This is a genomic window from Salinispirillum marinum (genome assembly GCF_042650105.1).
GTDB classification, from domain to species: domain Bacteria; phylum Pseudomonadota; class Gammaproteobacteria; order Pseudomonadales; family Natronospirillaceae; genus Salinispirillum; species Salinispirillum marinum.
This window is the reverse complement of the sequence record NZ_JBHSAL010000002.1, coordinates 593,857-608,919: the sequence shown is the minus strand read 5'-3', so window position 1 is coordinate 608,919 and position 15,063 is coordinate 593,857. Positions and strand designations below refer to the sequence as shown.

Annotated in this window: 15 protein-coding genes; 7 read left to right on the top strand and 8 right to left on the bottom strand. The window is 52.3% G+C overall.

Features of this window, described 5'->3' with window-relative positions; translation table 11 throughout:
• Window positions 1-336: 336 nt before the first annotated feature.
• Window positions 337-1,452, top strand: a complete 1,116-nt coding sequence (locus ACFOSD_RS09955; protein WP_380696041.1) for a 1-acyl-sn-glycerol-3-phosphate acyltransferase — start codon at window positions 337-339, stop codon at window positions 1,450-1,452.
• A gap of 22 nt (window positions 1,453-1,474) precedes the next feature.
• Here the strand turns inward: ACFOSD_RS09955 and ACFOSD_RS09950 are convergent, their stop codons facing one another.
• From ACFOSD_RS09950 to ACFOSD_RS09925, 6 genes are all read right to left on the bottom strand, one after another.
• Window positions 1,475-2,359, bottom strand: a complete 885-nt coding sequence (locus ACFOSD_RS09950; RefSeq protein WP_380696039.1) for an ABC transporter ATP-binding protein — start codon at window positions 2,357-2,359, stop codon at window positions 1,475-1,477.
• A 90-nt stretch (window positions 2,360-2,449) separates the two neighbouring features.
• On the bottom strand, window positions 2,450-3,436 hold the full coding sequence (locus ACFOSD_RS09945; RefSeq protein WP_380696037.1) for an ABC transporter permease: 987 nt from the start codon (window positions 3,434-3,436) through the stop codon (window positions 2,450-2,452).
• A gap of 65 nt (window positions 3,437-3,501) precedes the next feature.
• A complete protein-coding gene (locus ACFOSD_RS09940) occupies window positions 3,502-4,845 on the bottom strand; it encodes a CmpA/NrtA family ABC transporter substrate-binding protein (RefSeq protein WP_380696035.1) in 1,344 nt (447 codons plus the stop codon).
• A gap of 287 nt (window positions 4,846-5,132) precedes the next feature.
• The gene (locus tag ACFOSD_RS09935; protein WP_380696033.1) at window positions 5,133-6,308 is read right to left on the bottom strand and encodes a CmpA/NrtA family ABC transporter substrate-binding protein; all 1,176 of its coding nucleotides are present in this window, start codon (window positions 6,306-6,308) and stop codon (window positions 5,133-5,135) included.
• Window positions 6,309-6,319: 11 nt separating this feature from the next.
• Window positions 6,320-6,904, bottom strand: coding sequence for an ANTAR domain-containing response regulator (locus tag ACFOSD_RS09930; RefSeq protein ID WP_380696031.1), 585 nt, complete (start codon window positions 6,902-6,904; stop codon window positions 6,320-6,322).
• A gap of 236 nt (window positions 6,905-7,140) precedes the next feature.
• Complete coding sequence (locus ACFOSD_RS09925; RefSeq protein WP_380696029.1) at window positions 7,141-7,566, bottom strand: DUF2721 domain-containing protein; 426 nt, start codon at window positions 7,564-7,566, stop codon at window positions 7,141-7,143.
• 62 nt (window positions 7,567-7,628) lie between these two features.
• On the opposite strand from ACFOSD_RS09925, the gene ACFOSD_RS09920 reads away from it, so the two are divergent.
• The 6 genes from ACFOSD_RS09920 (at window position 7,629) to ACFOSD_RS09895 (ending at window position 12,836) form a co-directional block, all read left to right on the top strand.
• Entirely contained in the window at window positions 7,629-8,069 is a 441-nt protein-coding gene (locus tag ACFOSD_RS09920) for a tellurite resistance TerB family protein (protein ID WP_380696027.1), read from the top strand.
• Window positions 8,070-8,173: 104 nt separating this feature from the next.
• The gene (gene cdd, locus ACFOSD_RS09915; RefSeq protein WP_380696025.1) at window positions 8,174-8,593 is read left to right on the top strand and encodes a cytidine deaminase; all 420 of its coding nucleotides are present in this window, start codon (window positions 8,174-8,176) and stop codon (window positions 8,591-8,593) included.
• A gap of 58 nt (window positions 8,594-8,651) precedes the next feature.
• The gene (locus ACFOSD_RS09910) at window positions 8,652-9,464 is read left to right on the top strand and encodes a purine-nucleoside phosphorylase (RefSeq protein ID WP_380696023.1); all 813 of its coding nucleotides are present in this window, start codon (window positions 8,652-8,654) and stop codon (window positions 9,462-9,464) included.
• Window positions 9,465-9,468: 4 nt separating this feature from the next.
• A complete protein-coding gene (gene deoC, locus ACFOSD_RS09905) occupies window positions 9,469-10,269 on the top strand; it encodes a deoxyribose-phosphate aldolase (RefSeq protein WP_380696021.1) in 801 nt (266 codons plus the stop codon).
• Window positions 10,270-11,592: a thymidine phosphorylase gene (deoA, locus tag ACFOSD_RS09900; protein WP_380696019.1), complete on the top strand. Its 1,323-nt coding sequence runs from the start codon at window positions 10,270-10,272 to the stop codon at window positions 11,590-11,592.
• A 23-nt stretch (window positions 11,593-11,615) separates the two neighbouring features.
• Window positions 11,616-12,836 (top strand): phosphopentomutase, encoded by a 1,221-nt coding sequence (locus ACFOSD_RS09895; RefSeq protein ID WP_380696017.1) that lies wholly within the window; start codon window positions 11,616-11,618, stop codon window positions 12,834-12,836.
• A gap of 252 nt (window positions 12,837-13,088) precedes the next feature.
• Here the strand turns inward: ACFOSD_RS09895 and pepQ are convergent, their stop codons facing one another.
• Both pepQ and ACFOSD_RS09885 read right to left on the bottom strand, forming a co-directional pair.
• The gene (gene pepQ / locus ACFOSD_RS09890) at window positions 13,089-14,399 is read right to left on the bottom strand and encodes a Xaa-Pro dipeptidase (protein ID WP_380696015.1); all 1,311 of its coding nucleotides are present in this window, start codon (window positions 14,397-14,399) and stop codon (window positions 13,089-13,091) included.
• Window positions 14,400-14,422: 23 nt separating this feature from the next.
• Window positions 14,423-15,046, bottom strand: coding sequence for a LysE family translocator (locus tag ACFOSD_RS09885; protein WP_380696013.1), 624 nt, complete (start codon window positions 15,044-15,046; stop codon window positions 14,423-14,425).
• Window positions 15,047-15,063: the final 17 nt, after the last annotated feature.

Below are 15,063 nucleotides of genomic sequence, written 5' to 3'. Positions count from 1 at the left end.
AATTCTCCTCAAACCGCTTATTTACGCAATGTAAACTGCGCGGCATCGTCGAATTTTGCCTTGCTAGTGCTTCGCTCTTAACGTTTTTTCCAACACCTAACCAGCGCTTCCATTGTCACCTTTTCGCCTTTGAGGTTTTTAGTCGCTCCCTTTAGGGCATTTTTATGGCATTGGAACTTGGGCGCAGGGCGTTTACCTAAAGGCGCGACTCCCGGCCTGCCGTGGAGCGCCGTAGGTAAACCCCGAGAGCCCAAGGTTAGATCAGTAAGGATACAGACTGGCGCTTTGAAACCCTTTCCGCTATAAAGAGCGGCCAAATATCAACACGGGAAAACGATGAGCGAGTTTGACGATATTCGTCCTTTTAATGATGCCGAAGTGCCGGCGGTGTTACGCCGTGTCGTGGCGGATCAGGAACTCCGGCGAGCGGTGATTTCAATGCTGATGCCGCGCTTCAAAGCGCGCTGGAGCTGGCTCTTGTCGCCATTAATTGGTGTCGCCCTACGAATTCAATTCTTCGGAGTAAATACCGTTGACGGTTTTCAGCGTCGGTTAGAAGGGTATTTGGGGCGTATTATTAAACGTTCTACTACCGATTATTCCGTTTCGGGTCTTGATAAGTTGGACCCCAACAAGCCCTATCTGTTTGTCAGTAATCACCGTGATATTGTCATGGACCCGGCGTTCGTTAATTGGGCGCTCTATCAAAATGGGTTTAAGACCATTCGGATAGCCATCGGCGATAATTTGCTCAGCAAGCCTTTTGTGTCTGATCTGATGCGGTTGAACAAAAGCTTTATCGTGCAACGTGCCATTACGGGGCGGCGCGAAAAGTTAATGGCGGCCAAGAAATTATCAGCCTATATCCATCATTCTGTCGTGCAAGAGAAGGCCAATATTTGGATTGCGCAGCGTGAAGGCCGTGCAAAAGATGGTGTCGACAAAACCAATTCCGCTGTCATCGGTATGTTCAGTTTGAGTAAACCCAAAGACCGCAGCTATGCCGACTACGTTAAAGAGCTGAACATCGTGCCGGTGGCAATATCCTACGAGTACGATCCCTGTGATGTCATGAAAGCGCGTGAACGCTACTATCAATTAGAAAAAGGCGGATACCAGAAGGCTCGTAATGAGGATGTGCGCAGCATCGCAAAGGGTATTTCTGGCTGGAAAGGTAGGGTGCATTTAGCGTTTGGCGATGTGCTGTCGGGCGACTACCAGAACGATGCCGAAGTGGCCGTGGCTATAGATCAACAAATACACCGCAAATACCGCTTGTTCGAAACCAATGAGACCGCTCATCGATGGTTGCATGAATGTCCCGACGATCCGGCACCGCACTGGGTGCCGGAATTGATGCGCGAACGTGTCGCACACTTGCCGGATGTCGTTCGACCCTACTTGTTGGCGCAATACGCTAATGCCGTTGAGTCGCAACAAAACGCGGAATGATTGGGCACTGCCCAATCATCGGTTAAGCGACGCGATGGGTTTCTTCCGCAGCATTCTCATCGTGATCAATTGATGGTTGGGTAGCTCGAACCGACTTTTGTTTTTTGGGTGTGATGTTTTCAATTTTGCGTTGTTTCTCGTATAAGAAACGCAGCACGGACGACCGATAGTGGTTGTACTGCGCGTCATCTGCCAGCGCTAAACGATCACGTTCCTTCGGTAGGTCTACATTAAGAATTTCACCGATGGTGGCCGCGGGGCCGTTGGTCATCATAACAATACGATCGGACAGCAAAACGGCTTCGTCCACATCGTGGGTAATCATGATCACGGTATTACCTAAATCCGCTTGAATTTCCATCAATGAATCTTGCAAGTGAGCGCGCGTTAACGCATCGAGGGCGCCGAAAGGTTCGTCCATCAACAGTACTTGTGGCTCCATGGCGAGCGCGCGGGCAATGCCTACGCGCTGCTTCATGCCGCCCGAAATTTCAGCAGGTCGTTTGTGCATAGCGTGGGTCATTTGAACCAATTCGAGATTGTGTTCAATCCATTGGCGCATTTCCGCCCGTGTTCGGCTGCCACCAAATACTCGCTTGACCGCTAATTCTATATTTTGGTAAGCGGTCATCCACGGCAAGAGTGAATGGTTTTGAAACACCACCGCCCGCTCTGGACCGGGTTCATTAACCTCTTTGCCGTTCAGGAGCACGCCGCCTTGGGTGGCTTGATGCAAGCCAGCCACAATGTTGAGCACGGTAGACTTGCCACAACCAGAGTGGCCGATGAGGGAGACAAATTCGCCCTTACCGACTTTTAAGTTCACATCTTTCAAGGCACAGAAGGGACCTTTTGGGGTCGGGAATTCAATGCCCACATGGGTGAGTTCAAGGTGCGTATTGTTCATGAAATTATCCTCAATGTGTTGTTATCAACGAAGGAGACCAGCCCTCTGGCCGAAACTTCGCACAACGGGGTGCGCTCCTACATGAAGCAATCATCGGATGTCTGCCGATTTATCCCAGTTCAAGCGGGTTTGTAGAAACAGCATGGTGCGATCCAAGACATAGCCAATAAAACCGATCATCAATACGGCCACACAAATACGGCCTAATGAGTTTGATGATCCGTTTTGAAATTCATCCCAAACGAACTTACCCAAGCCAGGGTTCTGCGCCAGCATTTCTGCGGCAATTAAAACCATCCACGCAATACCAAGAGATAAACGCAAACCGGTAAACATGGAAGGGATGGCAGAGGGAATGACAATTTTTCGTACATGCGTGAACCAGCCCAAACGGAGCACGCGGCTGACATTTTGCAAGTCGCGGTCGATGCTCGATACCCCTACGGCGGTATTGATCAGTGTTGGCCAAAGTGAACACAACGTCACCGTCACCATTGAAATGATGAAGGACCGGGCGAACATGGGGTCGGCTGAGACATAAAGCGCACTGACCACGAGGGTCACCAGTGGTAACCAGGCGAGCGGTGAGACAGGCTTAAATAATTGAATCAACGGATTAAAGGTTCGATAAAGCGTTTTGTTTAAGCCGATGACAATACCAAAAGGAATGGCGATTATCGTCGCCAAGCCAAAGCCGCTGAGAACGGTCCATAGGCTGGTGATGGTCTGATCGAAGAACGTTGGTCGACCACTGAAGGTACGCCAGCGCACTTCAGCATCCGGGTTTTGCGCCAACATTGCCGCATTGCGTTCGTCCTGGCGCTGATAGAAGTCGGCTTCGCGTTGCCGTTCTGCTTGGTGTTCAGCGACAAGGTTAGACCATTGTTCCGCAACTTGGAACGGTCCAGGGAAGGTGCCTAACGAGGTGTTAATGTGTTGCGCACCGATGTGCCAGAACACCATAAAGGCCAACAGTCCAAGGGCTGGGAAAGTAATGCCCTTGAATACATCCGTCCATTGTGTGGGTGACCAATTCAGTGGGTTAAATTGTTTAAACCAGGTCAGGGTGGCGTTCATGATGTCTTCCTCTCTACGTGAAGCGGGTGGTTAGGGGGGAAAGACTTGCCCACCCGCTGACGTGGTTACTGTTTGCCAATCTCGAATTGCTGCAAGTAGGCGTTGGGTTGTTGTCCATCGAACACGATGCCGTCGATGAAGGTGGTGTGGTCAACCGCGCGATAGCCAGTTTCAGTCGCAAAATCAGGGAAGTCATTGCTGGACAATTTACCTTCGGCAATCAATTCACGTGCGGCTTGCTGATAGACTTCCGGTAGGAACACTTTTTCTGCCATTTCCATATACCACGCATCCGGCATAGTGTCGGGTATTTGGCCCCAACGGCGCATTTGGGTGAGGTACCAAACCGCATCAGAATAATAGGGGTAGGTGGCGTGATAGCGGAAGAAAACGTTGAAATCGGGCGCTTCACGTACATCGCCTTTTTCGAATTCAAAGACACCCGTCATGCTGTTGGCGATCACCTCATAATCCGCCCCTACATAGTACGGTTGGGAGATGATTTGCGCCGCCTCAGGGCGATTGGCGTTGTTGTTGGCGTCCAACCAGTGGCCGGCACGAATCAGTGCTTTCACCACGCGAACATGGGTGTTGGGATACTGTTCAGCCCATTCGTTACTCACCCCAAAGACTTTCTCAGCCACGTTGTTGCGAATGTCATAGTCCGTAATTACCGGCACACCAATGCCGCGAAACACCGCTTGCTGATTCCAGGGTTCGCCCACACAGTAGCCGTCTATCGTGCCCGACTCCAGAGTTGCTGGCATCTGTGGTGGCGGGGTTACCGATATCAGTACGTCAGCTTCCAGCTGCCCGGAAATATCGCCACTTTCTGGCGCATAATATCCAGGATGGATGCCCGCTGAGGCTAACCAGTAGCGCAACTCATAATTGTGTGTCGAAACAGGAAACACCATACCAAGATTGAACGGTTGACCCTGGTTGCGTCTTTCTTGTATGACCGGAATCAGGGCTTCCGCAGAATTGGGGTGCACCGGCTTGCCGTCTACCACGTTTAGATTGGGCTTCATCGCCTCCCATACCTCGTTGGACATGGTGCAGGCGTTGCCGTTTAAATCCATGGTAAAAGCAGTGACAATATGCGCTTCGGTCCCGAAACCGACGGTAGAGCCTAAGGGTTGCCCGGCGAGCATGTGTGCGCCGTCCAAGTCTCCGGTAATGACGCGCTCAAGTAATACACGCCAGTTCGCTTGAGCTTCAAGTTCTACAAAAAGACCTTCATCTTCGAAATATCCACGCTCGTAGGCAATAGCCAACGGCACCATATCGGTGAGTTTGATGAAGCCAAATTTTAAGTCTTCTTTCTCTGGCCAGCCGGTTTGCGCATGGGTTGTGACGGCGGCTAGGGTAAGGGCGAAGCCTAGGGTCAGACGATGCGTAATGCTCATACGTTTCTCCGTATTCTGAACTGGATAAAGTTCATGCATAAAAAAAGCGCCAAATCATCACCCCGCTAAGAGTGACCATTTGGCGCCATTGCCTTGATCTCGTACGTAAACCTACATTGGCTTACTTTTTCGTTTTCACGTATCACTTAGCAGAGACTGTGCCAAAAGCGGGTAATTAAATTAAAGTCTTTAAAAAACAAGGTGTTATCGTATCTTTGACAGAATATTAGTGCATGGTTGCCAGGCTTGACGCTGGTACGTGTGCACCAGAGCTGGGCGCGGCTGCATCATTGTTGCCCGCGCCAGAATTGGTCTGGCCCTAAAATAAGGTCCCCCATAGCCCATTCATCGTGGTGTTGCTGTTCATCTTTATGGTTTGCCTCCGGGTAAGGCAGATTGAGCGATGCCGCCGCTTCACGATACAGGTCGGTTCGATAGACCTTTTCAATCAAGTCAGATGGATTGGCAACCGTCGGCATACCCAACGCCACCAGTTGGTCCAGCATCCAGCTCGCATGGGAATGCCAAGGAAAAGTCGCGCCATAGCGGAAAAAGTGCTTATGCGTCGAGGGTAGTTCAGGGCTCAATGCCATACTCATCTGTTGAACAGCCAGCGAGAGCGTTTCGTGATCGATATTCAAATAATCCGGACGAGCCAGTAACGCCCCTAATTCAGAACGATTTTCCGGAACATCCAACCACTGACAAGCACGAATCAGGGCACGCAAAAGCTGTAAATGTTCATGGTGGTGCGCGGCAGCCCAGGACTGCAGAACACCAAACACCTTCTCCGGGGCATTCTGCCAAATGTCATACCCTGTTAGGACAATTTGCCCACTGTTTTGGCGCTGTGCCAGGCCATTGTAGGGTTCGCCGACACAGAAGCCATCAATATCACCTTGTGCCAAGGCCGACACCATCATGGGTGGCGGTACGACCACAATGTTGACGTCATTGTCGGGGTCAATACCACCGACCGCTAACCAGTGCCTGAGCATAAAGTGGTGCATGGAGTGTGGATGCACAACAGCCAGCGTTAGTGGCCTGCCGTTTTGCGGTTGCTTATCGAGACATACCTTTAACGCAATGGCGCTATTCTTGGGATGCTGGCAAAGCAGAGGCTGTCCGGAACCTGCGAGTGATTCTGCCAGCGGTAGGCTAAGGGTTATGGCGTTGCCATTGAGACCTAAACTCAGAGCTGTGAGCATGGGTTTTTGCACTGAACCAAAACCCGCTGTACTGGCTAAGGGCATGGGCGCCAGTAAATGAGCGCCATCCAGAATACCAAAGGTCACTTTATCTCGCAGGGTTGCCCATGATGATTCCCGGATCAGCTCCACCGTCAGTCCTTCCTCAACAAAAAAACCTAACTCTTGCGCAACGATCAGCGGTGCGGCATCGAGTAAGGGCATGAAACCAAGCTTCAAATGGAACGATGACGATGTAGAGTTACGTACAGGCATACGATGGCTTCCTAAAGAATCTCGAACACAGAAATGACATTGCGGGCCACATCGGCCAGACGTGCACTGCGATCCATCGCCATTTTACGTAACGCTTGATACGCCTGATTTTCATCGACTTGCCGATGCTTCATGATTAATCCTTTGGCTTTCTCTATCAATTTTCGGTCGGCTAATTCGTTGCGGGCGAGGTCCAGCTCTTGGCGCAGGGCTTGGAATTCGCGGAAACGGGCAACGGCGACAGCTAGGGTAGATTTGATGCGTTCGGGGCGCATGCCGTTGGCAACATAAGCGCTGACACCTGAGCGAATGGCTTGTTCGATGAAATCCGCGTCGTCTTGTTCGGAATACATCACCACTGGGCGTGGGTTATGCGCCGATAAGCGGGACATGTGCTCTAGTACGTCACGGTCAGGCGCATCGACATCAATGATGATCATGTCCGGCTGCCAACTGGCAACGGCCTCACTGAGATTGGTGTGGCAATCTATGCGCTTCACCGCGTGGTGCCCGGCATCAGCCAGCGCTTGTTCTAGTATGGCGGCGCGCCCTGGTTCGTTATCAACCAGCAAAACACGCAACGGCGAATCGGCCATGAAGGGTCTCTCAACAGGCAAGGTACTGGCGTGCCTTGTGCAACATTGGTGCCTGTATGCGCGTTAGCAGTGCAAAATTACCCGAGGTGTTCCCGAGAAAGCGCTGCATTGCCCAAAACAGTGGGGCTTTGGACAAAAATACGGGTAAAGGTGGCTCTAGTGAATGTGCCGTCCAGGTGCATGCCGGTGCGCCAAAATGGCGCAATTTTCTGGTGCTTGCGCCTCATTTTTGCGCTTTATGTCTCGTTATCAAAGCCTTTGACTTCACCGCGTGGACGATCCAAGCCCTGTAACTGAATGCGTATGGCATAGCCGGAAATAATGATTTCAACCAAACTGATGATCAGTGAAACGAGTAAAGCCACCAAACTTCCACCGAAAAGATAAAGAGGCCAGGTGCCGAGTTCCAGCAAATTCAATAGCATGCTTAACGTACAGGCGATGAAAGCGACCGCGCCCCACGCCTGCATGGCACGAATCAGGCGCACGCGCGTGCGCAGATGTTCAATCTGTAAGCGCATGAAGCGACTGGGCGTTTGTTGATGTTGCTGGTACAGGTTGCGAATTAATTGCGAAATCACAATGAAGCGATTGGTATAGGCCAGCATCAATAACGAAATTGCCGGGAAAAGTAGGGCGGGTGTGGTTAAACTGAATTCCATAGTGGTTAGACTCTATGCTTCCATAATTAATGTCGATAGCACGCATAATGACGAGGTAACGCATGCTTAGCAAACTCTTCGAATGGTTCAACATCGAGACAAAAGAACACACAGGGCAACCGCGCGTTGAACTGGCCGCTGCGGTGTTGATGGTAGAGATCATCATGGCGGACCATGAACTCGCACCGGAAGAAGAAACGATGTTGCGGCAACGCTTTGCAGAGACACTTAAACTAGATCGCGAAGCGGTTGAGACATTGTTGACCGAAGCAAAAAAAGAGCATGATGAAACGCTGGATATGTACCAATACACACGGGTCATTAATGAAGCTTTCAGTGCTGAGGAAAAATTTGCCTTGATGGTCGATTTATGGCGGCTGGGCTATGCAGATGGGCACTTGGATCGTGATGAGGACTACATGCTGCGCAAGGTGGCCGATTTACTGTATATACCGCACAGTGATTTCATCATGGCAAAACAGCGTGCCCGTGGCACGGAGTAATTGCATATTCTTGTTGACCAAATGATCAGGTTTTGGGAATCTGTCGCGGTGAATCATTTTGAAGAGCCAATATGGCTCGGAAAGGCAATGTATCAAGAGGTAATATGACGCAACCCATAGCCATTGAAACCGAACAAGCTTCTGCTCTTAAGCTCGCCAAAGTTGCCATGCAGAAAGCCTATGTTCCGTATTCGGGCTTTTCAGTCGGCGCGGTATTGGTAACCCAGTCCGGGCAATTTTACAGTGGCTGTAATGTTGAAAATGCGGCTTACCCCGAAGGTACCTGTGCGGAAGCGGGAGCCATTGCCGCTATGGTTAATGGCGGTGAGCAGGCGATTGCGGCTCTGTATGTCATGGGAGAGGGCGATGTCTTGGTCACGCCTTGTGGTGGTTGTCGGCAGAAAATTCGTGAATTTGCGCCGCCTTCGACACCGGTGCACATCTGCAGCCCGGACGGTATTCGCCAAACCCTCACGATCGCTGAACTGTTGCCCGCCTCCTTTGGCCCGGAAAATTTGAAATAAGACCACGTTCATCATCCATAATAAGACAGTTACTTTATAAAAGAATAAGGGAAATAGCATGAAAGCCTATCATCAAGCGGCAAATTACCTTGCAGAGCGGCTCAACGGCCGAAGACCCCGTATTGCGATCACGCTGGGCAGTGGATTGGGAGCATTAGCGGACGACATAAAAGATCCACTTAATATTCCCTATGCCGATATTCCGGGGTTTCCTCAGTCTACGGTGCACGGCCACAAAGGACAGTTGGTGTTTGGTGAGTTGGGCGGTCAGTTCGTAGCCTGCATGCAGGGTCGGTTCCATGTATATGAAGGACATAAACCCGAGTCGTTGCAAATTCCTATTCGTGCCCTGCGATTACTGGGTGTTGAACTCCTTGTATTGACCAATGCTGCTGGCAGCATTCATGAAGCCATGGGACCTGGTAGCCTGATGTTGATTGAAGACCACATCAATTTTTCGGGTGTAAATCCTTTGTTGGGCGGCAACGACGATGACATAGGACCGCGCTTCCCTGATATGACGGAAGCTTACAACAAACATCAAGGTGTCGTGATGCAAACGGCTGCCGGTGAATTAGGCATTGAATTGTTTCGCGGTACTTATCTTTGGGCACTTGGACCCAGCTTTGAAACTCCGGCTGAAATTCGGTTGTATCGCCAATGGGGTGCGGACGCTGTCGGCATGAGCACCGTGCCGGAAACCATAGTGGCACGGCATTGTGGTATGGACGTGGTGGCTGTTTCATCCATCACTAACCTCTGTGCAGGTATGACTGGGCAAGCCTTAACCCACGAAGAGACTTTGCGTGAAGGCGCGAAGGCGGCTGAGAAACTCAGTCGGCTCATTAAACGTTGGCTGGAGGCGCAATAGCATCATGTCCTTAACATCTGAACAACGTACGGCGGCAGCGCGCTTGGCCCTTAGTTTGTTGGATCTAACCAGTTTAAATGACGATGATACAGAAAGCAGTATTGCCCAATTATGCGCGCAAACGGTGCATCAAGGGGTGTATGGCGCTGAATTGTCGGTGGCCGCTATTTGCATTTATCCGCGTTTTATTCCTTTTGCCAAAGCGGAATTGAAACGCTTGGGTCATGAACACATTAAAATCGCCACGGTCAGTAACTTTCCACATGGACGTTCGGATGTTGCGGCTGCGGTCGCTGAAACCAACGCCTGTGTGGCGTATGGGGCTGATGAAGTGGATGTGGTGTTTCCCTACGCGGCCCTGCGCGCTGGTGATGTACAGGTCGGACATGACCTCATTGCTGCGTGCAAAGCCGCTTGTGGCCCTGACATCACATTGAAAGTGATCTTGGAAACGGGTGAGTTAGGCTCGCCAGAGTTGATCCGGCAAGCCAGTGACATCGCTATTCAGGCCGGAGCTGACTTTATAAAAACCTCTACGGGTAAGGTGCCCGTTAACGCGACCCCCGAGGCGGCAGCCATCATGTTGGACGCCATAGCGGCGGCCCCACGCCCGGTTGGGTTTAAGCCTGCCGGTGGTGTGCGGGTGCTGGATGATGCCTTGGTTTACTTACAACTGGTGGAAGAGAAAGTCGGCATCGAGCGCTTAACGCCCAGCAACTTCCGTTTCGGCACCAGCTCGCTATTGAAAGCGTTATTGAGCGAATTGCATATCTCGACCGCTTCGGTCACGTCAGGAGCCTATTAAATGTTGCCTCAAGAAATCATCCGCGCCAAGCGCGATGGTAAAGTCCTATCAAAAGGGCAGATCGATTTTTTTGTCCAAGGTATTACCGCTGGCACCGTAACCGAGGGCCAAATTGCGGCCTTTGCTATGGCGGTTTTTTTCAATGGGATGACCATGGATGAACGTGTGGCTTTAACGCAGGCCATGCAAAACTCCGGCTCGGTGTTGCAATGGGACGACCTGCATCTCAATGGTCCGGTCGTCGATAAGCATTCAACCGGCGGTGTCGGTGATATGGTGAGCTTGATGTTAGGGCCTATGGTGGCGGCCTGTGGGGGCTATGTACCGATGATTTCGGGCCGTGGACTGGGCCATACCGGTGGCACCTTAGACAAGTTCGAATCCATACCAGGTTATAACTGTGCACCGAGTTTGAGCTTGTTGCGACGCGTTGTGAAGGATGTTGGCGTGGCCATTATTGGCCAAACGGGAGAATTGGCACCGGCCGACAAACGTTTTTATGCCACGCGCGATGTTACTGCTACGGTGGAGTCCGTGCCCTTAATCACAGCATCTATTCTGGCGAAGAAGCTGGCCGCTGGCCTGCAGGCATTGTCGATGGACGTGAAATGCGGCAACGGTGCATTCATGTCTGATCTGGCACAAGCCACCGAACTGGCTGAAAGCATTGTGCACGTGGCGAATGAGGCTGGGGTGCGAACGTCAGCCTTGATTACGGATATGAATCAGGTTTTGGGTTCCACGGCGGGTAACGCCGTTGAAATGCAGGAAGCGGTACACTATCTCACCGGTACCGTTCGTAATCCGCGCTTACATGAGGTGACGATGGGGTTATGCGCTCAGATGCTGCTGCTGAGCGGCCTTGCGAATGATGAAAATGAAGCGCGGCAAGCCTTGCAAGGCGCACTCGACAGCGGTGCGGCAGCGGAAAAATTTGCTCAGATGGTGGCTGCGTTGGGTGGCCCGACTGATTTCCTGGACAAGCCGCAGACCTATTTGCCACAAGCCAACATCATCGTGCCCGTCTATGCCTCGACCTCTGGCGTGGTTGAGCGTATGAACACCCGTGACGTGGGCTTGGTGGTGGTCAGTCTCGGTGGTGGTCGGACGCGTGCCGAAGATGCCATCGACCATTCGGTTGGACTGTCTGAACTCGTCCGACTTGGCGATACGGTGGATACACAAACCCCACTGGCGATGATACATGCGCGAACAGAAGCCGACGCCGAGGCGGCGAAGCGGCAACTGCTGGAAAGCATTCAAATCGGTGCTACAGTGTCAGAGCCACAGCCGGTGGTATACCGGTGTATCGAGCCCAATTAATGCTGTGAGAGGAGGTAGTGGTTATGGGGCGTGCAATCATATTGATGATGGATTCCTTCGGCGTTGGTGCCGCTGCCGATGCGGAGAAATTCGGTGATGTCGGGGCCAATACACTGGGCAGTATTGCGCGGGCCTGTGCGGCCGGAGAAGCGGAAAAAGGACGAACGGGTCCGTTGACCCTACCGAATTTAGAACGCAAAGGGTTGGGCCTATTGGCCGAGGGGAGCACCGGGCAGCGCCCGGCGGGTTTGGATTATAGCGGCCCGATATCCGCACGCTATGGCTATGCGCGCGAATTGAGTAGCGGTAAGGACACTCCGAGTGGGCATTGGGAAATGGCCGGTGTGCCCGTTTTGTTCGAATGGGACTATTTCACCGCGAAAGAAAACAGTTTTCCGGCGGATTTTTTAGACGAGTTGCAAGCGCGTACTGGCGTGTCGGGATTTCTCGGTAATTGCCATGCCTCAGGTACCGAAATTTTGGTGACCCTTGGTGACGAGCACATTCGTACCGGTAAACCCATTGTCTACACCTCCGCAGACAGCGTGTTTCAGATTGCCGCACATGAAGAACATTTTGGTTTAACGCGCCTGTTGGATCTTTGTCAGGCCGCGCGAGAATTGCTGGATGAGCGGCAGATGAATGTCGGTCGCGTTATTGCGCGTCCCTTTTTGGGTGAAACCCCGGATACGTTTAAACGCACCGGCAATCGCCGTGACCTTGCCGTGCCACCGCCTGGGAAAACCGTGCTAAAGCAATTGCAGGAAGTCGGTGGTGAGGTGATCTCCATTGGTAAAATTGCCGATATCTACGCCCATGACGGCATCACCCAGGCCATCAAGGCTACCGGTAATGAAGCTTTGTTTGAGGCGACCATGGAGGCTGTAAAATCAGCACCGGATCGCTCGATCATTTTTCCAAATTTCGTCGATTTCGACAGTTATTATGGTCACCGCCGCGATGTTTCGGGATACGCGGCTGCACTGGAAGTCTTTGATGCCATGCTGCCGCGCCTTGAAGCGATCTTGCAGCCCGGCGATCGCGTGTTTATCACTGCCGACCACGGCTGCGACCCGACATGGCCGGGTACAGATCATACGCGTGAGCATGTCCCCGTTATTTGCTTTGGGCCAGACCTGGAAGGCGGAAACATTGGCGAGCGAGGCACCTTTGCCGACATCGGCCAGAGTATTGCAGCTCACCTTGATTTGCCGCCGTTGTCTTACGGGAAGTCGTTCCTATAGCCAATGCCTTGGTGTTGTAAGGTTGACCTAGGGGCTGTTTGGGGACGCCAGCCGCTTCTTTAACGGGGTGGTCAAGTGCTGGAAGGGTGTTGGGTGGCATAGGGGCTAGTGCCGGGGCGTTCGACGCCAAGGATGGCGTCGTCGAGCCTACAGGGACTTGCACGACCGCAGGGAGCCCGAAGGGTCAGGCACCACGTGCCTGATGCGTATTTACGGCGTCCCCAAACAGCCCCTAGGCTAGCCAACACTCTATTAGCCAGCGCTATCCACAAAGGCCTCTCGCGTCAAGTTGCGCGGCCCTTGCGCCGTCACCAAAATGTTGTCTTCGATGCGGATGCCACCAAAGGGCATAAGTTGTTCTATTAGGGTGAGGTCACAGCCGTGCTGATGGTGCGTGTCGGTCATATGTTTTAACAGCATGGGAATGAAATACAACCCCGGTTCGATGGTGAGTACCATATCGGTTTCTAGGGTTCGGGTGAGGCGCAGAAAAGGCGCTTCCTCAGTGGGTTTTTGCACTGTGCCCATAATATCAATTTGATGCCCGGTGAGGTCGTGTACCTGAAGTCCGAGTAAATGGCCTAACCCATGGGGATAGAATACCTGAGGGATGCGCTTCGCCATTTGTTCATCAACAGACAGCGTACAGAGTTTGTGCTGGCGCAGAATGTCCGCCACACCCTGCAACGCTCGTGTATGCAATTCCGGAAACGCGGTGCCCACCGTGGCGCCTGCCACCAAGTTGCGCTGTAAAACATCCATGTCAGCTAACAATGCTCCAAACAAGCCATCGCTGGTGGTATAAGTGCGGGTAATGTCACTTGCATAACCATTGGCTTGGGCCCCGGCATCAATCAATAGCGTGCGTGCACTGTCTGGACGACGCGGAGATTTGTGCTCGTAATGCAGCACGGCAGCGGACGCGTTCACGCCGACAATGCCCGGATACGGTTCATCGATTTCCCGTTGTCCACTGGCCGTTAAGAAAGCGCGGTAGATCTCGAGTTCTGAAAGACCTTCATAAAACGCCTGTTTGGCCGCCCGGTGGCCCGCGACACCCCGCTCGGACGCCTCAATAAGCCACTGTACTTCATACGGGGTTTTGTACGCCCGCTGATAAGCGAGGGTACTTTTCATACCGCTGGGGTTCACAGCTATTTGGGGCGCAAGCTGATTTAATTCCGTAGGTACCGGACCAAGCCAAGCAATATTACCTGACAAGGATGGGAGCCAGTCTTTTAAGGTCATTGCACCCGTGATTCGCCAATGCTCGGTCCATTCACCTTGCGGTTCCTGTGGTGATACATGCCAGAAATCCTCTTGCGCAGGCCATATTAACCGCGGCTTGTCGTGCAAACTGATGACAACAAAGGTATTGGGTACCAAGCGGTAGGGCAGCCATTGCTGGGCAAAGGGGTAGGGGTGAAATGGGTGTGCGTGGTCGTCGTCGGCATAGTAGGTCAGTTGACCGGCGTTAATGATCACTTGGTCATAACCATTAGCTGACAGGGCAGTTTGGTAACGGACACGCAGCGTATCCAGGTGATTAGCATACTGTTGCATAACTGAAATTCCCCTTCTTAAAGTTACCAAGGCATTTGCGTAAAGGAGTGCAATAAGGCCCAGAAGGCCAGCAAGGTCAACAAAATGCCCATGGTAATGTCCATTGGCTTTTGTACCCGGCGCATAAAGGTCGAGACGACCCCGCGGGTTAAAAACCAGACCACTAAGGTATACCACAATCCATCAATCGCCATGGCCAAGCCGGCGAGCGGCCAAGGGTTATCGACCTGTCCTACAAAGGGGCTGAATATGGCGGTGAAGAAAATCCAAGTTTTGGGATTGAACAAGCCGATGGCCAAAGCATGGTACCAGCCTGTGGCTTTGGGGCCGACACTCTTAGTTTCGGTCTGTTGGTGGCCCGGTCGCCATGCCCACAACATGCTTAACCCGAGATACAGAAGCCACAGTTGACCAACCAACCCGATCAGCCAGAACCAAGGACCGCCCAAGAGCCGCGCACTGGCAAACACGACCAAGGTGAGCATGGCATAAAAACCGATCACTAACGCATGTGCCCACGCGCCGATCAAGCCTTGCGTTCTACCGCTGGTGTTGGCGATCCGAGCGATCACGACCAAACTTGGCCCAGGTGCAGCCGCACCCAAAAAACATACAAGGGCTAGGGAAGCCCATTCAATTACACCCATGCTGATTCCTTAGGATT

What these genes read in the sequence shown, in the direction of transcription:
- ACFOSD_RS09955 (WP_380696041.1), top strand. Translation starts at nt 337, where the DNA reads ATGAGCGAGTTTGACGATATTCGTCCTTTTAATGATGCCGAAGTGCCG.
- ACFOSD_RS09950 (WP_380696039.1), bottom strand. Translation starts at nt 2,359, where the DNA reads ATGAACAATACGCACCTTGAACTCACCCATGTGGGCATTGAATTCCCG.
- ACFOSD_RS09945 (WP_380696037.1), bottom strand. Translation starts at nt 3,436, where the DNA reads ATGAACGCCACCCTGACCTGGTTTAAACAATTTAACCCACTGAATTGG.
- ACFOSD_RS09940 (WP_380696035.1), bottom strand. Translation starts at nt 4,845, where the DNA reads ATGAGCATTACGCATCGTCTGACCCTAGGCTTCGCCCTTACCCTAGCC.
- ACFOSD_RS09935 (WP_380696033.1), bottom strand. Translation starts at nt 6,308, where the DNA reads ATGCCTGTACGTAACTCTACATCGTCATCGTTCCATTTGAAGCTTGGT.
- ACFOSD_RS09930 (WP_380696031.1), bottom strand. Translation starts at nt 6,904, where the DNA reads ATGGCCGATTCGCCGTTGCGTGTTTTGCTGGTTGATAACGAACCAGGG.
- ACFOSD_RS09925 (WP_380696029.1), bottom strand. Translation starts at nt 7,566, where the DNA reads ATGGAATTCAGTTTAACCACACCCGCCCTACTTTTCCCGGCAATTTCG.
- ACFOSD_RS09920 (WP_380696027.1), top strand. Translation starts at nt 7,629, where the DNA reads ATGCTTAGCAAACTCTTCGAATGGTTCAACATCGAGACAAAAGAACAC.
- cdd (WP_380696025.1), top strand. Translation starts at nt 8,174, where the DNA reads ATGACGCAACCCATAGCCATTGAAACCGAACAAGCTTCTGCTCTTAAG.
- ACFOSD_RS09910 (WP_380696023.1), top strand. Translation starts at nt 8,652, where the DNA reads ATGAAAGCCTATCATCAAGCGGCAAATTACCTTGCAGAGCGGCTCAAC.
- deoC (WP_380696021.1), top strand. Translation starts at nt 9,469, where the DNA reads ATGTCCTTAACATCTGAACAACGTACGGCGGCAGCGCGCTTGGCCCTT.
- deoA (WP_380696019.1), top strand. Translation starts at nt 10,270, where the DNA reads ATGTTGCCTCAAGAAATCATCCGCGCCAAGCGCGATGGTAAAGTCCTA.
- ACFOSD_RS09895 (WP_380696017.1), top strand. Translation starts at nt 11,616, where the DNA reads ATGGGGCGTGCAATCATATTGATGATGGATTCCTTCGGCGTTGGTGCC.
- pepQ (WP_380696015.1), bottom strand. Translation starts at nt 14,399, where the DNA reads ATGCAACAGTATGCTAATCACCTGGATACGCTGCGTGTCCGTTACCAA.
- ACFOSD_RS09885 (WP_380696013.1), bottom strand. Translation starts at nt 15,046, where the DNA reads ATGGGTGTAATTGAATGGGCTTCCCTAGCCCTTGTATGTTTTTTGGGT.